We start from the raw sequence: 21,391 nt of genomic DNA on the forward strand, positions 1-21,391 counted from the left end.
TTTTCACATGCAACTGATCCTTCTGGAAAAAGTCACCAACCTGGGCAACCTGGGTGACAAAGTGAACGTTAAGGCTGGTTACGGTCGTAACTACCTGCTGCCTTACGGCAAAGCTACCGCTGCGACCCCAGCCAACCTGGCTGCGTTCGAAGAGCGTCGCGCTGAGCTGGAAAAAGCTGCAGCAGATCGCAAAGCATCGGCTGAAAGCCGCGCTGCCCAACTGGCCGAGCTGGAAGTGACCATCACTGCCACCGCTGGCGACGAAGGCAAGCTGTTCGGTTCGATCGGTACTCACGACATCGCTGACGCACTGACCGCCTCCGGCGTTGAAGTGCAGAAGAGCGAAGTTCGTCTGCCGAACGGCACCATCCGCAACGTAGGCGAATTCGACGTAGCCGTGCACCTGCACGCCGAAGTTGAAGCCACCGTACGCGTTGTCGTGGTAGCAGCTTAAGCAGCACTTGTCGGCTGGCACCCTCGGGTGCTTGCCGGTAACATCGGGCACGATCCTGTTTACAGGTCGTGCCCTTTGTCTTTCTGGCATTCCAGTTTTTACATTCTGATTCCAAGTGGCCATGAACGAAATCTCCGCTCCTGAGCAATACGATCTGCAAACCGCCGCGCTGAAGGTGCCGCCGCATTCCATCGAGGCCGAACAGGCCGTGCTCGGTGGTCTGATGCTGGACAACAACGCCTGGGAACGCGTGCTCGATCAAGTCTCCGACGGCGATTTCTATCGACATGACCACCGCCTGATTTTCCGTGCGATCGCCAAGCTGGCCGATCAGAACATGCCGATCGACGTCGTGACCCTGTCCGAGCAACTGGACAAGGAAGGTCAGACTTCACAGGTCGGCGGGCTTGGCTACCTTGGCCAACTGGCGAAAAACACGCCATCGGTCGCCAACATCAAGGCTTATGCACAGATTGTTCGCGCACGGGCTACCTTGCGGCAGTTGATCGGCATAGCCACGGAGATTGCCGACAGCGCCTTCAACCCGGAAGGTCGTACGGCTGAAGAGATTCTCGACGAAGCCGAACGGCAGATCTTCCAGATCGCCGAGGCCCGGCCAAAAACCGGTGGCCCGGTGGGCGTCAACGATCTGCTGACCAAGGCCATCGACCGCATCGACACCTTGTTCAACACCGACAACGCCATTACTGGCCTGTCCACCGGCTACACCGACCTCGACGAGAAGACCAGCGGCCTGCAACCGTCCGACCTGATCATCGTCGCCGGCCGTCCATCCATGGGTAAAACCACCTTTGCGATGAACCTGGTGGAAAACGCCGTGTTGCGCAGCGACAAGTGCGTACTGGTTTACTCGCTCGAGATGCCAGGCGAGTCGCTGATCATGCGTATGTTGTCGTCCCTGGGTCGGATCGACCAGACCAAGGTCCGTTCCGGTCAGCTGGAGGACGATGATTGGCCGCGTCTGACCTCGGCGGTCAACCTGCTCAATGACCGCAAGCTGTTCATCGACGATACCGCCGGCATCAGCCCGTCGGAAATGCGCGCCCGAACCCGACGTCTGGTCCGTGAGCATGGCGATGTCGGCCTGATCATGATCGACTACCTGCAATTGATGCAGATTCCAGGTTCCGGCGGCGACAACCGGACCAACGAGATTTCCGAGATCTCCCGTTCCTTGAAGGCACTGGCCAAGGAATTCAACTGCCCGGTAGTGGCATTGTCCCAGCTCAACCGCTCCCTGGAGCAGCGACCGAACAAACGCCCGATCAACTCCGACTTGCGGGAATCCGGAGCGATCGAGCAGGATGCTGACGTAATTATGTTCGTGTACCGGGATGAGGTGTATCACCCGGAAACCGAGCATAAAGGCATCGCTGAAATCATCATTGGTAAACAGCGTAACGGCCCGATCGGTACGTCACGTCTGGCGTTCATCGGCAAGTACACCCGCTTCGAAAACCTCGCACCGGGTAGCTACAACTTCGACGACGAGTAAGTTATCCGGCACACCAATTTCCGACCATAGCCGTCGGAATTGGTCAAAATTTGTGCTATATTGCGCGCCCGCGAAATTCAATGAAAGCCAACACCGGTTATCGACATGCAAGCAGCCAAGCCGTTATTTGACTATCCCAAGTACTGGGCCGAATGTTTCGGGCCAGCGCCGTTCCTGCCCATGAGCAGGGAGGAGATGGATCAGCTCGGCTGGGATTCCTGCGACATCATCATCGTCACCGGTGATGCCTACGTCGATCACCCGTCGTTCGGCATGGCGATCATCGGCCGGCTGCTGGAGTCCCAAGGCTTCCGCGTCGGGATCATTGCCCAGCCGAACTGGCAGTCCAAAGACGACTTCATGAAGCTCGGCGAGCCGAACCTGTTCTTCGGTGTCGCGGCCGGCAACATGGACTCGATGATCAACCGCTACACCGCGGACAAGAAAATCCGGTCCGACGACGCGTACACGCCGGGTGGCCTGGCCGGCAAGCGTCCGGACCGCGCCAGCCTGGTCTACAGCCAGCGCTGCAAGGAAGCTTACAAAAACGTGCCGATCGTACTTGGCGGCATCGAAGCTTCGTTGCGCCGTATTGCGCATTACGATTACTGGCAGGACCGGGTGCGCAACTCGATCCTGATCGACGCCTGCGCCGATATCCTGCTCTATGGCAACGCCGAGCGTGCGATTGTCGAAGTCGCCCAGCGTCTGTCCTACGGTCACAAGATCGAAGACATCACCGATGTGCGCGGCACCGCGTTCATTCGTCGCGACACGCCGCAAGGCTGGTACGAAGTCGACTCCACGCGCATCGATCGTCCGGGCAAGATCGACAAGATCATCAACCCGTACGTGAACACCCAGGATACCCAGGCCTGCGCCATCGAGCAGGAGAAGGGCCCGGTTGAAGATCCGCAGGAAGCCAAGGTCGTGCAGATCCTGGCCAGCCCGCGCATGACCCGCGACAAGACCGTGATTCGTCTGCCGTCGGTGGAAAAGGTCCGTGGCGATGCGGTGCTCTACGCCCACGCCAACCGCGTGCTGCACCTGGAAACCAACCCGGGCAACGCCCGCGCGCTGGTGCAGAAGCACGGCGAAGTCGATGTCTGGTTCAATCCGCCACCGATTCCGATGACCACCGAAGAAATGGACTACGTGTTCGGCATGCCTTATGCGCGCATTCCGCACCCGGCGTACGGCAAGGAGAAGATCCCGGCCTACGACATGATCCGCTTCTCGGTGAATATCATGCGTGGCTGCTTCGGCGGCTGCACCTTCTGCTCGATCACCGAGCACGAAGGCCGGATCATCCAGAACCGTTCCCACGAGTCGATCATTCGCGAAATCGAAGAGATTCGTGACAAGGTCCCGGGTTTTACCGGCGTGATCTCCGACCTCGGCGGCCCGACCGCGAACATGTACCGCATTGCTTGCAAGAGCCCGGAAATCGAATCCGCGTGCCGTAAGCCATCGTGCGTGTTCCCAGGTATCTGCCCGAACCTGAATACCGATCACTCGGCGCTGATCCAGCTGTACCGCAGTGCCCGTGAATTGCCGGGTGTGAAGAAGATCCTGATCGCTTCCGGCCTGCGTTACGACCTCGCGGTCGAGTCGCCGGAGTACGTCAAGGAACTGGTGACCCACCACGTCGGTGGTTACCTGAAGATCGCCCCGGAACACACCGAGGAAGGTCCGCTCAACCAGATGATGAAACCGGGCATCGGCAGCTATGACAAGTTCAAGCGCATGTTCGAGAAGTACTCCAAGGAAGCGGGCAAGGAGCAGTACCTGATTCCGTACTTCATCGCCGCCCACCCGGGCACCACCGATGAAGACATGATGAACCTGGCCCTGTGGCTCAAGGGCAATGGTTTCCGTGCCGACCAGGTGCAGGCGTTCTACCCGTCGCCGATGGCCACCGCCACCGCGATGTACCACTCGGGCAAGAACCCGCTGCGCAAGGTCACCTACAAGAGTGACCCGGTGACCATCGTCAAGAGCGAAGAGCAGCGCCGTCTGCACAAGGCGTTCTTGCGTTATCACGACCCGAAAGGCTGGCCGATGCTGCGCGAAGCACTGACCCGCATGGGCCGTGCCGACCTGATAGGGCCGGGCAAGAACCAGTTGATTCCTTTGCACCAGCCGTCGACAGACAGCTACCAGAGCGCCCGTCGCAAGAACTCGACGCCAGCCGGCAGCCATAAGGTTGCAGGGGAAAAGACCACCAAGATCCTGACCCAGCATACCGGCCTGCCACCACGTGCCAGCGATGGCGGCAATCCGTGGGACAAGCGCGAACAGGCCAAGGCTGCGGCGTTCGCCCGCAACCAGCAGGCGGCCAAGGAACGCAAGGATGCGGCCAAGGGCAAGGGCCCCAAGCCGACCCGCAAGCCGGTCGTGCCGCGCTAAGCCTCGCTTGAGCTGAACAGAACGCCAACCTTCGGGTTGGCGTTTTGCATTTCAGGCTTTGAAAAATGTATTGGAGCTACTTGCCTCATCGCGAGCAGGCTCACTCCTACAGGGGAATGCATTTCATTGTAGGAGCGAGCCTGCTCGCGAAGAGGCCGGAGCTGCCAACCAATTTCTGGCTGATCGCCACATTTACGTGCACCTGCGCCCAACCATTTTCCTGCATCGCCCGATATTGGTGCTGTACTGCCTCAGGCAACCGAAGAAAGCGCCAGCACTGCTGGATGGCATAAGTCTTGCGCGCTTTCCAATACGCTCAAGGCTCGCAGGAGGCACGCCGTGTCGATTCATGTCGCATTGCACCACGTCACGCATTACCGCTATGACCGCGCTGTCGAGCTCGGCCCGCAGATTGTTCGCCTGCGTCCCGCCGCCCACAGCCGCACGCGGATTCTGTCCTATGCGTTGAAAGTCTCCCCCGAAAAGCACTTCATCAACTGGCAGCAGGACCCTCAGGGCAATTACCTGGCGCGGCTGGTGTTCCCGGAAAAAACCGAAGAATTGCGAATCGAGGTCGATCTGCTGGCGGAAATGGCGATCTTCAATCCGTTCGACTTCTTCCTCGAACCCTACGCGGAAAAAATCCCCTTCGCCTATGCCGCGGATGAGCGCAAGGAGCTGGCGCCGTACCTGGAAACCCTGACCTTGACGCCGAAGTTCAAGGCTTACCTGGACGGCATCGACCGCACACCGTTGCCCGCCGTGGACTTTCTTGTCGCACTCAACCAGCGTTTGAGCGAAGACATCGACTACCTGATCCGCATGGAGCCCGGCGTACAAACACCTGAGCACACCCTCGACCAGGCCTCCGGTTCGTGCCGCGACTCTGCCTGGTTGCTGGTGCAACTGCTGCGTAACCTCGGGCTGGCGGCGCGTTTCGTGTCGGGCTACCTGATCCAGTTGAGCGCCGACGTCAAAAGTCTCGACGGTCCGTCCGGCACCGAAGTGGATTTCACTGACCTGCACGCCTGGTGCGAGGTGTACCTGCCCGGTGCAGGCTGGATCGGCCTGGATGCGACTTCCGGGCTGTTTGCCGGTGAAGGACATATTCCGTTGGCCTGTAGTCCCGATCCGTCCTCTGCGGCGCCGATCAGTGGCTTGGTAGAACCCTGCGAGTGCGAATTCAGCCACGAAATGTCCGTGGAGCGGATTTGGGAGGCGCCACGGGTCACCAAGCCCTACACCGACGACCAGTGGCTGGCGATCCAGGCCCTGGGCCGGCAGATCGATGCCGACTTGCTGGAAGGCGATGTGCGCCTGACCATGGGCGGCGAGCCGACCTTTGTGTCCATCGATGACCCGGACGGCGCCGAGTGGAATACCGCGGCACTGGGGCCGGATAAACGGCGGTTGTCCGCCGAACTGTTCCAGCGCATGCGCAAGCACTACGCGCCCCATGGGCTGGTGCATTTCGGGCAGGGTAAGTGGTACCCCGGCGAGCAACTGCCGCGCTGGTCGCTCAATTGCTACTGGCGCCGTGACGGCGTGCCGATCTGGCACAACAGCGCGCTGATCGCTGACGAGCAGGAAGACTATGGCGCGGATGGCGCACTGGCCGGGCGTTTTCTGGCGAGCGTTGCCGAGCGCTTGAAGATTCCGACACGCTTTGTGTTTGCGGCCTACGAAGACAATTTCTATTACTTATGGCGCGAAGGGGCGCTGCCGCAAAACGTCAGCGCAGAAGACTCGCGTCTGGAGGAACCGCTGGAACGGGCACGCCTGCGCAAAGTGTTCAGCCAAGGCCTGGACAAGGTCATCGGCCAGGCCCTGCCGCTGGCGCGCACCGCCAAGGGCGATCAGTGGCAGAGCGGGCGCTGGTATCTGCGCGACGAACACTGCCGACTGGTGCCGGGAGACTCGCCACTGGGGTATCGCTTGCCGCTGGGTTCGCAGCCGTGGGTGAAAGCGGCGGAGTATCCATTCATTCATCCGCAAGACCCGAATCAAGACTTCCCGCCTCTGCCCGACACCGCGCAACTGCAAAGCCAAAGCGAAACTGCCGAGGTACCAGAGCGCGCACCGAAGATCGACGAATCCGCCGACTGGCTGACCCGTACCGCCTTCTGCGCCGAGGCGCGGGAAGGCCGGTTGTACCTGTTCATGCCGCCGCTGGAGCGGGTCGAGGACTACCTCGAACTGGTCGCTGCCATCGAAGCCACCGCGGAGGAGCTGATGTGCCCGGTGTTGCTGGAGGGCTACGAGCCGCCGAGCGATCCACGCCTGAGCAACTTGCGCATCACTCCGGACCCGGGGGTGATCGAGGTCAACGTGCAACCGTCCGCGACCTGGGATGAGTTGGTCGAGCGCACCGAATTCCTCTACGAAGAAGCGCGCCAGACCCGGCTGACCACCGAGAAATTCATGATCGACGGCCGGCATACCGGCACGGGCGGCGGTAACCATTTCGTGCTGGGTGGCGCGACGCCGGGGGACTCGCCGTTTCTGCGTCGCCCGGATCTGTTACGCAGCCTGATCAGCTACTGGCACAACCATCCGTCGCTGTCCTACCTGTTTTCCGGATTGTTCATCGGCCCGACGTCCCAGGCGCCCCGCGTCGATGAAGCACGCAACGATGCCTTGTACGAACTGGAGATCGCTTTCGCGCAGATGCCAGAAGCGGGTGAAGAATGTCCGCCATGGTTGGTGGACCGACTGCTGCGCAATCTGCTGATCGATGTGACCGGCAACACCCACCGCGCCGAGTTCTGCATCGACAAACTCTATTCGCCGGACGGTGCCACCGGGCGCCTCGGGTTGCTGGAGCTGCGTGCGTTCGAGATGCCGCCCCATGCGCGCATGAGCCTGGCGCAACAGCTGTTGCTGCGGGCGCTGGTCGCGCGGTTCTGGCGCGAGCCCTATGCACCGCCGAAACTGGCGCGCTGGGGCACGGAGTTGCACGATCGCTTCCTGTTGCCGCACTTTATCGAGCAAGACTTCGCCGATGTCATCGTCGACCTCAACGCCGCCGGTTATCCCGTGCGGGCCGAATGGTTCGCCGCGCATCTGGAATTTCGTTTCCCCAAGGTTGGCGACTACTCCGTCAGCGGCATTGCACTGGAACTGCGCCAGGCCCTCGAACCCTGGCACGTACTGGGCGAAGAGGGCGCCATGGGCGGTACGGTGCGTTACGTGGATTCGTCGCTGGAGCGTTTGCAGGTCAAGCTCAGCGGCTTGCCGCCCCAGCGATATCTGCTGACCTGCAACGGCATTCCGGTGCCATTGCACCCCACCGGGCGTGTAGGCGAATTCGTCGCGGGCGTGAGATTTCGTGCCTGGCAACCGGCCAACTGTCTGCAACCGACCATCCCGGTCCACGCGCCGCTGGTGTTCGACCTGTTCGACACCTGGATGCAGCGCTCGCTGGGCGGTTGTCAGTACCACGTCGCCCATCCGGGCGGACGCAACTACGACAGCTTGCCGGTGAATGCCAATGAAGCGGAGAGCCGGCGAATGGCGCGCTTCTTCCGCATCGGACACACGCCAGGGAAACTTCCTATGCCCAATATGGAAATCAGCGACGAGCTGCCGATGACACTCGATTTGCGACGTTTCTAAACCGTACGCGACGCTCGGATTTTTCGTATATCCGGGTGTCACGAGCCTGCGTTAGTCTGCCCCATCATTGCTGTCTGCCGAGCTTTCCATGCCTGACCTGCTAGACCGCTACCCGCTGACGGCGGGCACTTATCACGAACTGCTCGACGACAGTGGTACCGTGCGCCCGCACTGGCGCCGGCTGTTCGAGCAGTTGCAACGCAGCACACCGGCGCAGTTGGTGCAGCGTCAGGCCCTGCTGACCCGGCAGATTCAGGAAAACGGCGTTACCTATAACGTCTATGCAGACCCCAAGGGCGCGGACCGGCCGTGGGAGCTGGACCTGCTGCCCCATGTCATCGCGGCTGATGAGTGGCAACAGTTGTCGGCCGGCATCGCTCAGCGGGCGCGATTGCTCAATGCCGTGCTGGCTGACCTTTACGGTCCGCAACGGCTGATTGCCGAAGGTCTGCTGCCCGCCGAGCTGGTGTTCGGGCACAACAACTTCCTTTGGCCTTGTCAGGGCATCAGCCCGCCTGACGGAGCCTTTCTGCATCTGTATGCCGTGGATCTGGCGCGCACACCCGATGGCCGCTGGTGGGTGACTGCGGATCGTACCCAAGCGCCGTCGGGAGCCGGGTATGCGCTGGAAAATCGCACGATTGTGTCCCGGGCCTTTCCCGAGTTGTACCGCGATCTGAAAGTGCAGCACCTGGCCGGGTTCTTCCGCACCTTGCAGGAAACCCTGGCTCGTCAGGCCCCGAGTGACGGGGATGCGCCGTTGGTGGTGTTGCTGACACCGGGGCGTTTCAACGAAAGCTATTTTGAACATCTGTATCTGGCTCGCCAACTCGGTTATCCGCTGGTGGAGGGCGGCGACCTGACGGTGCGCGACGCCACGGTCTACTTGAAAACCCTGAATGGCCTGCGTCGGGTCCACGCGATCATGCGTCGACTCGATGACGATTTCTGCGACCCTCTGGAACTGCGTACCGACTCAGCCCTCGGCGTGCCGGGCCTGCTGGAAGCGGTACGGCAGGGGCGGGTGCTGGTGGCCAACGCCCTCGGCAGCGGGGTGCTGGAATCGCCGGGCTTGTTGGGCTTTCTGCCGAAGATCAATCAATTCCTGTTCGGCGAAGAACTGATCCTGCCGTCCATCGCCACCTGGTGGTGCGGTGAAGCGCCGGTTCTGGCCCAGGCTCTGGAGAAATTGCCGGAACTGCTGATCAAACCAGCGTTTCCGTCCCAGAGTTTCGCTCCGGTATTTGGCCGTGATCTGAGTGAAAAACAGCGTCAGGAGCTCGCCGAGCGCATGCAGGCACGACCTTATGCCTATGTCGCGCAAGAACTGGCGCAATTGTCCCAGGCGCCGATCTGGCAAGCCGAAGATGGTCAACTGCAACCCCGTGCGATCGGCATGCGCGTGTATGCGGTGGCTAGTCGTGAGGGTTATCGGGTCTTGCCCGGCGGCTTGACCCGGGTCGCCGCCCAAGCCGATGCCGAAGTGGTGTCGATGCAGCGCGGCGGTGCCAGCAAGGACACCTGGGTGCTGGGCGAGCGTGCGCCCAGCGGCGAACAATGGAAGGCCCAGCGCAACATCGGCGTACATGACCTGGTGCGGCGCGATCCGTACCTGCCGTCGCGAGTGGTGGAAAACCTGTTCTGGTTCGGCCGTTACTGCGAGCGTTGCGACGACAGTGCCCGTTTGCTGCGCATCATGCTGGCGCGCTATGTCGACGGCGACGACCCGCAAGCCCTGCAGGCCGCGGTGGACCTCGGCGAACGGCTGATGCTGCTGCCCGAGGAGGGCGAGTTGCCGGAGCGCCTGTTGGCGGCATTGCTCGGCGATGATTGGCCGTTCAGCCTGCGTTCCAACCTGCAACGCTTGCAGTGGGCCGCTTCACAGGTGCGCGGCAAACTCTCGCGGGAAAACTGGCAGGCGCTGGTGGAGTTGCAGCGCGAAGCCATGGAGCTGGAAACCGAAGATCCGGATTTCGGCGAGTTGCTGGATTTCCTCAATCGTCTGGTGATGTCCCTGGCGGCGCTGTCCGGCTTTGCCCTGGATGACATGACCCGGGACGAAGGCTGGCGTTTCCTGATGATTGGCCGGCGGATCGAGCGTCTGCAATTTCTCAGCGGCAGCCTGGCGGCGTTCCTGCGGGGCGCCGGGGCTTTCGACCAGGCCGGGTTGGAATGGCTGCTGGAACTGGGTAACAGCAGCATCACCTACCGTTCTCGATACCTGGCGGTGGCGCAGCTGATCCCGGTGCTCGACCTGCTATTGCTCGACGAGCAGAACCCTCACGCCGTGTTGTTCCAGTTGAAACTGGTGACCCGCACCCTCAAACGCCTCAACGATGACTTTGGCGTGCCGCGTGAAGCAGCGCTGCCGCAATTGGTCGAGCGTCTGGCGCGATTCGATCTGGGCTGCCTGGAAAACCCGTTGTTCGGCGCGGCGAGTGTTCGCGCTGCCATCGAGGGGCTGGCCGCGCTGCTGCAAGAGATCGCCGACGCCAGCGGGCAGGTTTCCGATCGCCTGGCGCTGCGGCATTTTGCCCATGTCGACGATGTCAGCCAGCGCACGGTGTCCGTCTGATGAGCGCCCACTACCAGATTTTCCACGACACCCATTATCACTACGACAGCCCGGTGTCCCTGGCCCAGCAACTGGCGCACTTGTGGCCACGGCCTTGTGCCTGGCAGCGCTGCACCGACCGGCAATTGCAGATCAGCCCGCAGCCGACCTCGCGTCGCGATGAACTGGATGTGTTTGGCAATCCGCTGACCCGGCTGGCGTTCGAGCGTCCCCACGATGAATTGCTGGTCAACGCCAGCCTGAGCATTGAAGTACTGCCCCGACCTGCGCTGGATTTCAATCTGTCCCCGGCGTGGGAAGACACCCGTAGCGCGCTGACTTACAGCAGCCAACCGCTGTCGCCCGAGCTGCTCGAGGCCTGCCGATACCGGTTTGAATCGCCGTATGTGCATCTGAAGAAAAACTTCGTCGAGTTTTCGCAAAGCTGTTTTCCGCCGGGTCGAGCGTTGTTGCTCGGCGTGCAGGCGCTGATGGAGAAAATCTTCAGCGAGTTCACCTTCGATGCCGAAGCGACCCATGTGGCGACGCCGCTGGTGGAGGTGCTGGAGCGCCGGCGTGGGGTCTGCCAGGACTTTGCCCACCTGATGCTCGCCTGCGTACGTTCCAGAGGGTTGGCGGCGCGGTATATCAGTGGCTACTTGCTGACCCAACCACCGCCGGGCCAGCCTCGATTGATCGGCGCCGATGCGTCCCACGCCTGGGTCTCGGTGTTTTGCCCGGTGCTGGGTTGGGTGGACTTCGATCCGACCAACAATGTGCAGCCGGCGCTGGAGCACATCACTCTGGCCTGGGGCCGGGATTTTTCCGATGTGTCGCCGTTGCGGGGGGTGATCCTGGGGGGAGGGAACCACGATCCGGAAGTGCGCGTCACAGTGATGCCTTTGGAGTAATGAAGATCAACTGTAGGAGCGAGCCTGCTCGCGATGGCGGCGGCACATTCAACATTTGTTTGATTGTAAGACCGCTATCGCGAGCAGGGCTCACTCCTACAGGGCTGCGGTGTTTTGGGGGAATTCGAATGGCCTGTGAGGGTCGGCAGCAAAGCTGCCAACCCTGGACACAGATCCGGTGGGCCTGATCAGATCATCGGGCCCTGAGGGTCTCAGGCGTCGGGCGCCTGATCTTTCGGTGCTTCAACATCACTTTCTGCGGCCACTTCACCCTCTGCTTCCGGGTTCAGTGCGGCTGCTTCTTCTTCAGCTGTAGCTTTCTTGCGCTGAAGCTTTTCCTCTTTCTTCTGCTCCTTGGCCAAGTCTCTCTGACGTTTGGCGAAGGAATAATTAGGTTTAGCCATGGGCGATCCTCTGGGGTCGAAGGTGAGGTTGAGCGGCGCATATTCTGCCCTGTATCGGTGCCGAGCCGTTAGCTGGGTTTTTGCTCGGCCCATTTTGGCGCTGTGGAAGGTTGCCAGGCATCCAGAGCATCGAGCAGGGTTTGCGGCGATTCGCTCACTTGCAGCATGTCACGGTGCTGCCCGCGAACGAAGCCTTCGCCGACGATGTGATCAAGAAAAGACGTCAATTTGCTGTAGAAACCGTTCACTTCCAGCAATCCCAGCGGTTTGCCGTGGTAGCCGAGCTGGCCCCAGGTCCAGACTTCGAACAGTTCTTCGAGGGTGCCAAGGCCGCCGGGCAGCGCGATAAAGGCATCGCTGAGCTCGGCCATCCGGGCCTTGCGCGCGTGCATGCCATCGACGACTTCCAGGCGAGTCAGGCCGCTGTGGCCGATTTCCTTGTCCTTGAGGCTTTGCGGGATGATGCCGATCACTTCACCGCCGGCCGCCAGGGCCGCATCGGCGACGATGCCCATCAGGCCCACGGCGCCACCGCCATACACCAGGGTCAGCTTGCGCTCGGCCAACGCCCGGCCAAGGGCCACGGCTGCTTCGCGGTAGGCCGGGTTGGTGCCGGTGCTGGCACCACAAAATACACAAACGGATGATAAAGACATGCCTTGCTCCATGGTCGATCAGGGCCACAGAGTAAAGGCAGGCGCATGGCTCTCCAAGGGCTAGACTTCGAGTTCTGGAGTTTCGTACGTACCGCTGGCGCCGCAGGCATAGGCGGCGAGCAAACTGCACAACAGGCTGTTGATCGACATGACAGACGTTCCATTTGAAGGGGGACGGCCTGATGATAGGCCCGGACCAGACACTTGGCCGGTAGATAATTTGCATCGGTGTCATAGCCCGAAAGTTGTATACAATTTTTGATTCAAGTCATATGAACTTGCGAAGTTTTCAGGCAGTCTTCTGTCCATTCGCGATTCTCGTTAACCCTGCCTTGGAGATTCACCATGTTTGCCAAACTTGTTGCGGTATCCCTGTTGACACTGGCCAGCAGCCAATTGATGGCTGCAGAGTGCAAAGTCACCGTCGACTCCACCGACCAGATGTCTTTCGACACGAAGGCCATTGAAATCGACAAGAGCTGCAAGACGTTTACCGTGGAACTCAAGCACTCCGGCAGCTTGCCGAAGAACGTCATGGGCCATAACTGGGTGCTGAGTAAAGAAGCCGACATGCAGCCAATCGCCACCGACGGCCTGAGCGCCGGCATCGACAAGAACTACCTGAAAGAAGGCGACGCCCGCGTGATCGCCCACACCAAGATCATCGGCGCCAATGAAACCGATTCGGTGACCTTCGATGTGTCCAAGCTGGATGCGGCTGAAAAATACGGTTTCTTCTGCTCGTTCCCGGGCCACATCTCGATGATGAAAGGTACCGTGACTCTGAAGTAATCAGGCACACCGCGTCATCGTTCTTCGCGAGCAGGCTCGCTCCCACATTTGATCGCGGTCTAATTGTGGGAGCGAGCCTGCTCGCGAAGGGGCCATCAGCATCAATGAATCTAATGGCCAAAGAAAAGCCCGCTGCGGATCACTCCTCAGCGGGCTTTTTCATTCACTCATGCCTCAAGGCGCAAACGGCATCACCCGCTTGTGATGGGTCTTGTTGTAGGTATCAACAATGATCCTGAACGCCTCTTCACGCACCGGCTCGCCGTGCAGGAAGGCGTCGATCTCGGCGTAGGTCACGCCGTGGGACGCCTCGTCCGGTTTACCCGGCGACAGATCCTCAAGGTCGGCGGTCGGGACTTTCTCCACCAGCGACTCCGGCGCACCGAAGCTGCGGGCGATGGCCCGGACCTGGTTTTTCACCAGTCCACTCAGTGGCGCCAGGTCGCAGGCGCCGTCACCGAACTTGGTGAAGAAACCCATCACCGCTTCCGCCGCGTGGTCGGTGCCGATCACCAGGCCATGGGCCGCGCCGGCGATGGTGTACTGGGCGACCATGCGCATGCGCGCCTTGGTGTTGCCGAGCACGAAGTCCACCGACACCGCATGTTTGCCTTCGAAGGCCGCGACTTCATTGGCCAGGGCTTTGACCGCCGGGCCGATGTTCACGGTGTGGCGCTCGTCCGGCTTGATGAAATCCACCGAAGCCTGGGCGTCGTGTTCATCGAACTGGGTTTCATAGGGCAGGCGCACGGCGATGAATTTGTAGGCGGCATCACCGCTGCGCTGGCGCAGTTCACGGACGGCCCGTTGGGCCAGCAGGCCGGCGGTCAGGGAGTCGACCCCGCCACTGATGCCCAGCACCAGGGTCTTGAGCCCGGAGTTGACCAGGCAGTCCTGAATGAAGGTCAACCGCCGGGCGACTTCGGCCTCAAGGGCGGCTTCGTCGGCGAATGGCGGCTGGACCTTGAGCTGTTCAGCAATCTCACGCTGTACGGCTTGCATGAATTCACTCCTTGCTAGATGTACTTGAAAGGGCGGCAGGAACCTGGAAAACGTGTCGCAAGTAAGCGACGAAATTCGGGTCTTTGCAGTGCGTCTTGCCTGGCTCGTCGGAGATCTTCGCCACCGGCTGGCCGTTGCAGGCGGCCATTTTAAGCACGATGCTCATCGGTTCGACACCTGGAATATCACAGGTCAGGTTGGTGCCGATGCCGAAGCTGACATTGATCCGACCGCGCAGCGCCCGGAATATTTCCAGACACTTGGGCAATGTCAGGCTGTCGGAGAACGTCAGCGTCTTGCTCATCGGGTCGATGCCGAGCCTGTGATAGTGGGCGATGGCTTTTTCCGCCCAGATCACCGGGTCGCCCGAGTCGTGGCGCAAACCGTCGAAAAGCTTGGCGAAAAACAGATCGAAATCGCCGAGAAAGGCATCCATGGTGATGCAGTCGGTCAGGGCAATCCCCAGCAGGCCACGGTATTCGCGGACCCAGCAATCGAGTGCGGCGATCTGGCTGTCGATCAGCCGCGGGCCGAGTTGCTGGTGGGCCATGATCCATTCGTGGGCCATGGTGCCCAGGGGTTTCATGTCCAGTTCCCGGGACAGGTGCACGTTGCTGGTGCCGACGAAGCGTCCTGGGAAATCATGCTTGAGCACATTCACCACTTCTTCCTGCACCCGATACGAGAAACGACGGCGCGTGCCGAAATCGGCCACCTGCAATTCGGACAATTCATCACTGCTGGCGTTGGCGCTCAGCCAGTCGAACTTGAGGTAGAGCTGCTCGCGGGCCTGCTCCAGCACGACTTCGCGGTAGCGATAGCGGTTGCGCACCTCGCTGACCAGGGCCAGCAGCGGCACTTCGAACAGGATCACATGCAGCCAGGGGCCACGCAGGCGGATAAACAGCTCACCGTTTTCGATGCCGGTGTGGATGTAGCGCAGGTTGAAGCGAAACAAACCGAGAAACCGCAGGAAGTCCGGCTTCAGGAAACTGATGCGCTCCAGAAAGCTCAACTGGTCGGCGCTCAGGCTCAGTTCGGCCAGGCGCTCGATCTGGAAGCGGATTTCCGCCAGGTACGGGCGCAAGTCCTCGCCGTTACGGCAACGAAACTCCCATTCGACTTCGACGTTCGGGTAGTTGTGCAGCACCGCCTGCATCATCGTCAATTTGTAGAAGTCGGTGTCGAGCAGGTTCTGCACGATGCGATCGGCAAACACACTCTCGCTCATAACGGGAATCTCCAGCGTTGCAGCGGTATTGATCAGTGGCGCTAGTGGCGCATATCACTGGGCAGGATTGCCAGCAGTTTTTTGACCGCCGCAATTCCCCTGTAGGAGTGAGCCTGCTCGCGAATGCGGTTTGTCGGTCACATTGATGCTGGATGTGCCGACGCTTTCGCGAGCAGGCTCGCTCCTACAAAGAATGTGCCGAGGCTCAATGTTGTGGAGCCTCCGGGCTATCAATCTGCTCCAGCATCCACTTCACAAAGTCCCGCACCTTGGGCACTTCCGCCGAGTGCTCCGGGTACGCTAGGTAATAGGCGTCGCTGCTGGGCATTGCATGCTGCCAGGGAATGACCAGCTTGCCGTCGGCCAGTTCCTCTTCCACCAGAAAGCGCGGCAACAATGCCACGCCGCAACCGACCTGGGCGGCGCGGATGCACATATAAAAGGTTTCGAAGCGTGGGCCGTGGTAGCTGTGCTCGGTGTGGTAGCCCTGATGCTCGAACCAGTCGTGCCAGGCCTGGGGGCGGGAGGCGTTTTGCAGCAGGACCAGATCGGACAGTTGCGTCGGATCGGTAAACGGCGTGTCCGGCAGGCTGCCCGGGGCACACACCGGCACCAGCTCTTCGCCGAACAGCTTCAGGCATTCGGTGCCGGGCCGCGAGCCCTGGCCGAAGTAGAACGCCAGATCGCTGCGGCCTTGCAGCAGATCGTCGGCTTCCTGCTCGCTGCACAGGTCCAGGTGAATCGACGGATGCCGCAGGCGCCAGCCTTTCAGGCGAGGCACCAGCCAGCGTGCACCGAAGGTAGGAGGCGTCGAGACGCGCAGGACTGCTGTTTCGCCACCGTAGGAACGCAGGTAGTGGGTTGACATCTCGACCTGTGTGAGGATTTTTCGCACCTCCACCAGGTACAGATCGCCAGCCGGCGTCATCTGCAGGCGGCGGCGCACCCGGCGAAACAGCAGGTGCTGCAACAATTCTTCGAGTTGTGCGACCTGTTTGCTCACGGCGCTTTGGGTCAGATTCAACTCTTCGGCGGCCCGGGTGAAGCTCAAATGCCGGGTGACGGCCTCGAAGCACTGCAACGCAGCGATCGATGGCAAGTAGCGTTTATTCAGCATGGGCGGTCCTTGGTTCTTGTCTCTTTATTGCCAGCAATGCACAGCATGAATAAACGGAATGATATCTCTCTTAATGGTCGTTTGTTGAGTAACCTCCGGGCAGCTAAAACTACAGGTCTGATCAGCCGTGAATTTCCGGCTGCACGTGTTCTGTCTTTTGCTTGAGGAGTGACCCATGGTTGCCGCATTGCTTGATCGTCTTGGTGTGAACCCGGCCCTGTACCAGAACGGCAAAGTGCCGGTGCATTCGCCGATCGATGGCAGCAGGATCGCCGCCGTGAACTGGGAAGGCGCTGCTGAAGTCGAGCAGCACATCAGTCGCGCAGATCATGCGTTCGATCTGTGGCGCAAGGTCCCGGCACCGCGCCGTGGCGAACTGGTGCGGCAACTGGGTGACATCCTGCGTGAATACAAGGCCGATCTCGGCGAGCTGGTGTCCTGGGAGGCCGGCAAGATCACCCAGGAAGGCCTGGGTGAAGTTCAGGAAATGATCGACATCTGCGACTTCGCCGTCGGTCTGTCCCGTCAGCTGTACGGTTTGACTATCGCCTCCGAGCGTCCTGGCCACCACATGCGCGAAACCTGGCATCCGCTGGGCGTTGTCGGGGTGATCAGTGCGTTCAACTTCCCGGTCGCGGTCTGGGCCTGGAACGCCACGCTGGCGCTGGTCTGCGGCAACCCGGTGATCTGGAAACCGTCGGAAAAGACCCCGCTGACCGCACTGGCTTGCCAGGCGCTGTTCGATCGCGTGCTGAAGAACTTCAGCGATGCGCCACCGCACCTGAGCCAGGTGATCATTGGCGGCCGCGATGCCGGCGAAGCCCTGGTCGATGATCCGCGTGTCGCGCTGGTCAGCGCCACCGGCAGCACCCGCATGGGCCGTGAAGTGGCGCCGAAAATCGCCGCCCGCTTCGCCCGCAGTATCCTGGAGCTGGGCGGCAACAACGCAATGATCCTCGGCCCAAGCGCCGACCTGGACATGGCCGTTCGCGCGATCCTGTTCAGCGCCGTCGGCACCGCCGGTCAGCGCTGCACCACCCTGCGTCGCCTGATCGCCCATGAGTCGGTGAAAGAAGAAATCGTCACCCGCCTGAAAGCCGCGTACTCGAAAGTACGTATCGGCCATCCGCTGGAAGGCAACCTGATCGGCCCGCTGATCGACAAGCAAAGCTTCGACAACATGCAGGACGCTCTGGAGCAGGCCTTGAGCGAAGGCGGCCGGGTGTTTGGCGGTGAGCGTCAGCTGCAAGACAAGTTCCCGAATGCTTACTACGTGTCGCCGGCCATTGTCGAAATGCCGGAACAGAGCGAAGTGGTGTGCCACGAAACCTTCGCGCCGATCCTGTACGTGGTCGGTTACAGCGACTTCCAGGAAGCCCTGCGCCTGAACAACGCCGTGCCACAAGGCCTGTCCTCGTGCATCTTCACCACCGACGTGCGTGAAGCCGAGCAGTTCATGTCGGCGGTGGGCAGCGACTGCGGCATTGCCAACGTCAACATCGGCCCGAGCGGCGCGGAAATCGGCGGTGCGTTCGGTGGCGAGAAAGAAACCGGCGGCGGTCGCGAGTCCGGCTCCGATGCATGGCGCGGCTACATGCGCCGCCAGACCAACACCGTGAACTATTCGCTGGAGTTGCCGTTGGCGCAGGGTATTACGTTTGACTAAATCTCACGTCGAACGGTGATTCCCTTGTAGGAGCGAGCCTGCTCGCGATAGCGGTTTGTCAGTCACATCTTTGCTGAATGTGCTGGTGCTATCGCGAGCAGGCTCACTCCTACATTTTGAACTGTGTGTTTGTTGGGTTTCTGTTGGAGTCTGGCAATGCCGTTACGCGAAGAGTGTCTGTGGGAAAAACTGACGCCGCAAAGGCCGGATAATTCGGCCCTCAAGGGTGAGGTCTCGGTGGATGTCTGCGTCATCGGCGCCGGGTTTACCGGTTTGTCGGCGGCGGTGCATCTGCTGGAGCAGGGCAAGACCGTTTGTGTGCTGGAGGCTCACCGCGCCGGCCATGGCGGTTCGGGGCGCAATGTCGGGCTGGTCAATGCCGGGATGTGGATTCCCCCGGACGAGATCGAAGCCGGGTTTGGCGAGGCGGTCGGCAGTCAGCTCAACCGCATGCTGGGGGCGGCGCCATCCCTGGTGTTCAGCCTTGTGGACAAGTACAACATCGATTGCCAGTTGCGCCGCGAAGGCACGCTGCACATGGCGCACAACGCCCGTGGCGAAGCCGACTTGCGCAGTCGTGAAGAACAATGGAAACGCCGTGGGGCGCCGGTAGAGTTGCTCACCGGCCAGGCCTGCGAGCAAGCCACCGGCACGAAAAAGATCGCCGCTGCATTGCTCGATCGCCGCGCCGGCACGCTCAACCCGATGGCCTACACCACGGGGCTGGCCAAAGCGGCCATCGGCCTGGGCGGTCAATTATTCGATCATTCCCCGGTCACCCGACTCGAACGTCAGGGCCATCGCTGGTCTGTGCAAACTGCCCAGGGTTCGGTGATGGCCGAGAAAGTGGTGATTGCCTCCAATGCCTACACCGAAGGCGACTGGACGGAACTGCGGCGCAATTTCTTCCCCGGTTACTACTATCAGGTGGCCTCGGCCCCGCTGACCGAAGAGGCCGCCCGGCAAATTCTGCCCGGAGGCCAGGGTTCCTGGGACACCCGACAGGTGCTCAGCAGTATCCGTCGAGACAAAGACGGTCGCCTGTTGCTTGGCAGCCTGGGGAATGGCAATCAGAAACCGGCCTGGTTCCTCAAGGCCTGGGCCGACCGGGTGCAGCAACATTACTTCCCTTACCTGAAACCGGTGGAATGGGAGTGCACCTGGACCGGTTGCATCGCGTTTACCCCCGATCATTTGATGCGTCTGTTCGAACCCGCGCCCGGTTTAGTGGCAGTCACCGGTTACAACGGCCGGGGCGTGACCACGGGAACGGTGGTCGGCAAGGCCTTTGCCGATTACCTGTGTAACGGAAATCCTCAAGCACTACCGATTCCTTTTGCGCCCATGCAGCCATTGGCCGGGGTAGGGTTGCGCAGCTGTCTGTATGAGGCGGGATTCTCGCTGTATCACGCAGGCCAGTGCCTGCGGATCGTGATCTGAATGTTGATTTTTGCAGTGGAAAGCGGCGCTTTTTCGATCTGCAGCTAGCCTGTAGTGGTGCGGGTTGTAGCAGTCTCGCACCAGCAGTGTGCACTTCGGTGACGCACGTTGTTACAGGCTGGTTGCACTTCGTTTAAAGCCGCGGTTGCAATGATGGCGCAGGCGGGTTGCGCCTCAAAAAAATAATGGTTTTACCTTCCGCGGTCTAGACGGTTGCACGCCCAATGAAAATGGGTCCGAAACAGTCGAAATAACAAGAAAGCAGCGACTTTTTTCAGAATAAAAAACCGATGGCACGGCCCTTGCTCTGAGCATTCAGTGAAGTCGCAGTGCCAATTAAAAAAACCATGGAGCACCACCTCATGTCCCAGACGTTTTACAAGAAAGGTTTTCTGGCCCTCGCAGTGGCAACTGCGCTGGGTGTTTCTGCGTTTGCTCAGGCTGACATCAAGATCGGCGTAGCGGGACCAATGACTGGCGCCAACGCGGCATTTGGCGAACAGTACATGAAGGGTGCACAAGCGGCGGCCGATGCGGTCAACGCGGCGGGCGGGGTTAACGGGGAAAAAATCGTACTGGTCAAGGGCGATGACGCCTGCGAACCGAAACAGGCTGTGACGGTCGCCAAAGACCTGACCAACCAGAAAGTCGCCGGCGTGGTCGGTCACTTCTGCTCCTCGTCGACCATCCCGGCCTCCGAGATCTACGACGAAGCGGGCATCATCGCAATCACTCCAGGCTCCACCAACCCGGCTGTGACCGAGCGCGGCCTGAGCGCCATGTTCCGTATGTGCGGGCGTGACGACCAGCAAGGCATCGTGGCCGGCGACTACATCGTCGACGTGCTCAAGGGCAAGAAAGTGGTCGTGCTGCACGACAAGGACACCTACGGCCAGGGCCTGGCGGATGCCACCAAGGCGCAACTGGTCAAGCGCGGCGTAACGCCGGTGCTGTATGAAGGCCTGACCCGTGGCGAGAAAGACTTCAGCACCATCGTGACCAAGATCCGCGGCGCCGGCGCTGACGTCGTCTACTTCGGTGGCCTGCACCCGGAAGCCGGTCCTCTGGTGCGTCAACTGCGTGAACAAGGCCTGAAAGACGTCAAGTTCATGTCAGACGACGGCATTGTGACCGACGAACTGGTGACCACCGCTGGCGGTCCGCAATTCGTTGACGGCGTGCTGATGACCTTCGGCGCCGATCCACGTCTGCTGCCAGACAGCAAGACCGTGGTAGACGCCTTCCGCAAGGCAGGTACCGAGCCTGAAGGCTACACCCTGTACGCCTACGCTTCGGTCCAGACCCTGGCCGCTGCCTTCAACGGCGCCAAGTCCAACAAGGGTGAAGACGCTGCCAAGTGGCTCAAGGCTAATCCGGTCAAGACCGTCATGGGCGAGAAGACCTGGGACAGCAAGGGCGACCTGAAAATCTCCGACTACGTGGTTTACCAGTGGGACAAGGAAGGCAAATACCACCAGCTGGAAAAACAGAAGTAAGGGCTGACTCGATCAACTGACCCACAGTTCTCCTGTAGGAGCGAGCCTGCTCGCGATGACGGACTGACAAGCAACTCATGCGTTGAATGTTAAACCGCAATCGCGAGCAGGCTCGCTCCTACAGGGAG

General features: G+C 60.7%; 15 protein-coding genes. 10 read left to right on the plus strand and 5 right to left on the minus strand.

Features of this window, described 5'->3' with window-relative positions; all coding sequences use genetic code 11:
- The first annotated feature begins 7 nt into the window (after positions 1-7).
- The 6 genes from rplI (at position 8) to AABM52_RS02775 (ending at position 11,459) form a co-directional block, all read left to right on the plus strand.
- Positions 8-454, plus strand: coding sequence for a 50S ribosomal protein L9 (gene rplI, locus AABM52_RS02750; RefSeq protein WP_007973276.1), 447 nt, complete (start codon positions 8-10; stop codon positions 452-454).
- Positions 455-575: 121 nt separating this feature from the next.
- Positions 576-1,970, plus strand: a complete 1,395-nt coding sequence (gene dnaB / locus AABM52_RS02755) for a replicative DNA helicase (RefSeq protein ID WP_347910302.1) — start codon at positions 576-578, stop codon at positions 1,968-1,970.
- A 105-nt stretch (positions 1,971-2,075) separates the two neighbouring features.
- Positions 2,076-4,379 (plus strand): YgiQ family radical SAM protein, encoded by a 2,304-nt coding sequence (locus tag AABM52_RS02760; protein WP_347910303.1) that lies wholly within the window; start codon positions 2,076-2,078, stop codon positions 4,377-4,379.
- Positions 4,380-4,718: 339 nt separating this feature from the next.
- Positions 4,719-7,994: a transglutaminase family protein gene (locus AABM52_RS02765; RefSeq protein WP_347910304.1), complete on the plus strand. Its 3,276-nt coding sequence runs from the start codon at positions 4,719-4,721 to the stop codon at positions 7,992-7,994.
- An 88-nt stretch (positions 7,995-8,082) separates the two neighbouring features.
- Complete coding sequence (locus tag AABM52_RS02770) at positions 8,083-10,569, plus strand: circularly permuted type 2 ATP-grasp protein (protein WP_347910305.1); 2,487 nt, start codon at positions 8,083-8,085, stop codon at positions 10,567-10,569.
- The gene (locus AABM52_RS02775) at positions 10,569-11,459 is read left to right on the plus strand and encodes a transglutaminase family protein (protein ID WP_347910306.1); all 891 of its coding nucleotides are present in this window, start codon (positions 10,569-10,571) and stop codon (positions 11,457-11,459) included. The genes AABM52_RS02770 and AABM52_RS02775 overlap by 1 nt, the downstream gene beginning before the upstream one ends.
- A gap of 212 nt (positions 11,460-11,671) precedes the next feature.
- On the opposite strand, the gene AABM52_RS02780 is transcribed toward AABM52_RS02775, so the two are convergent.
- Both AABM52_RS02780 and AABM52_RS02785 read right to left on the minus strand, forming a co-directional pair.
- The gene (locus AABM52_RS02780; RefSeq protein ID WP_110660080.1) at positions 11,672-11,863 is read right to left on the minus strand and encodes a hypothetical protein; all 192 of its coding nucleotides are present in this window, start codon (positions 11,861-11,863) and stop codon (positions 11,672-11,674) included.
- Between the two features lie 68 nt (positions 11,864-11,931).
- Positions 11,932-12,519, minus strand: a complete 588-nt coding sequence (locus AABM52_RS02785; RefSeq protein WP_347910307.1) for a TIGR00730 family Rossman fold protein — start codon at positions 12,517-12,519, stop codon at positions 11,932-11,934.
- Between the two features lie 345 nt (positions 12,520-12,864).
- On the opposite strand from AABM52_RS02785, the gene azu reads away from it, so the two are divergent.
- Complete coding sequence (gene azu / locus AABM52_RS02790; protein WP_008016873.1) at positions 12,865-13,311, plus strand: azurin; 447 nt, start codon at positions 12,865-12,867, stop codon at positions 13,309-13,311.
- Positions 13,312-13,485: 174 nt separating this feature from the next.
- Here the strand turns inward: azu and nadE are convergent, their stop codons facing one another.
- The 3 genes from nadE to AABM52_RS02805 form a co-directional block, all read right to left on the minus strand.
- Positions 13,486-14,313: an ammonia-dependent NAD(+) synthetase gene (gene nadE, locus AABM52_RS02795; RefSeq protein ID WP_347910308.1), complete on the minus strand. Its 828-nt coding sequence runs from the start codon at positions 14,311-14,313 to the stop codon at positions 13,486-13,488.
- Positions 14,314-14,317: 4 nt separating this feature from the next.
- Positions 14,318-15,544, minus strand: coding sequence for a nicotinate phosphoribosyltransferase (pncB, locus tag AABM52_RS02800; RefSeq protein WP_347910309.1), 1,227 nt, complete (start codon positions 15,542-15,544; stop codon positions 14,318-14,320).
- A gap of 205 nt (positions 15,545-15,749) precedes the next feature.
- The gene (locus AABM52_RS02805) at positions 15,750-16,661 is read right to left on the minus strand and encodes a LysR substrate-binding domain-containing protein (protein WP_347910310.1); all 912 of its coding nucleotides are present in this window, start codon (positions 16,659-16,661) and stop codon (positions 15,750-15,752) included.
- Positions 16,662-16,836: 175 nt separating this feature from the next.
- Between AABM52_RS02805 and AABM52_RS02810 the strand changes: the two genes are divergently transcribed.
- The 3 genes from AABM52_RS02810 (at position 16,837) to AABM52_RS02820 (ending at position 21,263) form a co-directional block, all read left to right on the plus strand.
- Entirely contained in the window at positions 16,837-18,327 is a 1,491-nt protein-coding gene (locus AABM52_RS02810; protein WP_347910311.1) for an aldehyde dehydrogenase family protein, read from the plus strand.
- 156 nt (positions 18,328-18,483) lie between these two features.
- A complete protein-coding gene (locus tag AABM52_RS02815) occupies positions 18,484-19,767 on the plus strand; it encodes an FAD-binding oxidoreductase (RefSeq protein ID WP_347910312.1) in 1,284 nt (427 codons plus the stop codon).
- Positions 19,768-20,129: 362 nt separating this feature from the next.
- Positions 20,130-21,263, plus strand: a complete 1,134-nt coding sequence (locus AABM52_RS02820) for an ABC transporter substrate-binding protein (protein WP_347910313.1) — start codon at positions 20,130-20,132, stop codon at positions 21,261-21,263.
- Positions 21,264-21,391 lie beyond the last annotated feature (128 nt).

Source organism: Pseudomonas grandcourensis (genome assembly GCF_039909015.1).
Classification (GTDB): domain Bacteria; phylum Pseudomonadota; class Gammaproteobacteria; order Pseudomonadales; family Pseudomonadaceae; genus Aquipseudomonas; species Aquipseudomonas grandcourensis.

Bases quoted from the DNA above. Each gene is read 5' to 3' on its own strand.
- rplI (WP_007973276.1), top strand. From the start codon at position 8: ATGCAACTGATCCTTCTGGAAAAAGTCACCAACCTGGGCAACCTGGGT.
- dnaB (WP_347910302.1), top strand. From the start codon at position 576: ATGAACGAAATCTCCGCTCCTGAGCAATACGATCTGCAAACCGCCGCG.
- AABM52_RS02760 (WP_347910303.1), top strand. From the start codon at position 2,076: ATGCAAGCAGCCAAGCCGTTATTTGACTATCCCAAGTACTGGGCCGAA.
- AABM52_RS02770 (WP_347910305.1), top strand. From the start codon at position 8,083: ATGCCTGACCTGCTAGACCGCTACCCGCTGACGGCGGGCACTTATCAC.
- AABM52_RS02775 (WP_347910306.1), top strand. From the start codon at position 10,569: ATGAGCGCCCACTACCAGATTTTCCACGACACCCATTATCACTACGAC.
- AABM52_RS02780 (WP_110660080.1), bottom strand. From the start codon at position 11,863: ATGGCTAAACCTAATTATTCCTTCGCCAAACGTCAGAGAGACTTGGCC.
- AABM52_RS02785 (WP_347910307.1), bottom strand. From the start codon at position 12,519: ATGTCTTTATCATCCGTTTGTGTATTTTGTGGTGCCAGCACCGGCACC.
- azu (WP_008016873.1), top strand. From the start codon at position 12,865: ATGTTTGCCAAACTTGTTGCGGTATCCCTGTTGACACTGGCCAGCAGC.
- nadE (WP_347910308.1), bottom strand. From the start codon at position 14,313: ATGCAAGCCGTACAGCGTGAGATTGCTGAACAGCTCAAGGTCCAGCCG.
- pncB (WP_347910309.1), bottom strand. From the start codon at position 15,544: ATGAGCGAGAGTGTGTTTGCCGATCGCATCGTGCAGAACCTGCTCGAC.
- AABM52_RS02805 (WP_347910310.1), bottom strand. From the start codon at position 16,661: ATGCTGAATAAACGCTACTTGCCATCGATCGCTGCGTTGCAGTGCTTC.
- AABM52_RS02810 (WP_347910311.1), top strand. From the start codon at position 16,837: ATGGTTGCCGCATTGCTTGATCGTCTTGGTGTGAACCCGGCCCTGTAC.
- AABM52_RS02815 (WP_347910312.1), top strand. From the start codon at position 18,484: ATGCCGTTACGCGAAGAGTGTCTGTGGGAAAAACTGACGCCGCAAAGG.
- AABM52_RS02820 (WP_347910313.1), top strand. From the start codon at position 20,130: ATGTCCCAGACGTTTTACAAGAAAGGTTTTCTGGCCCTCGCAGTGGCA.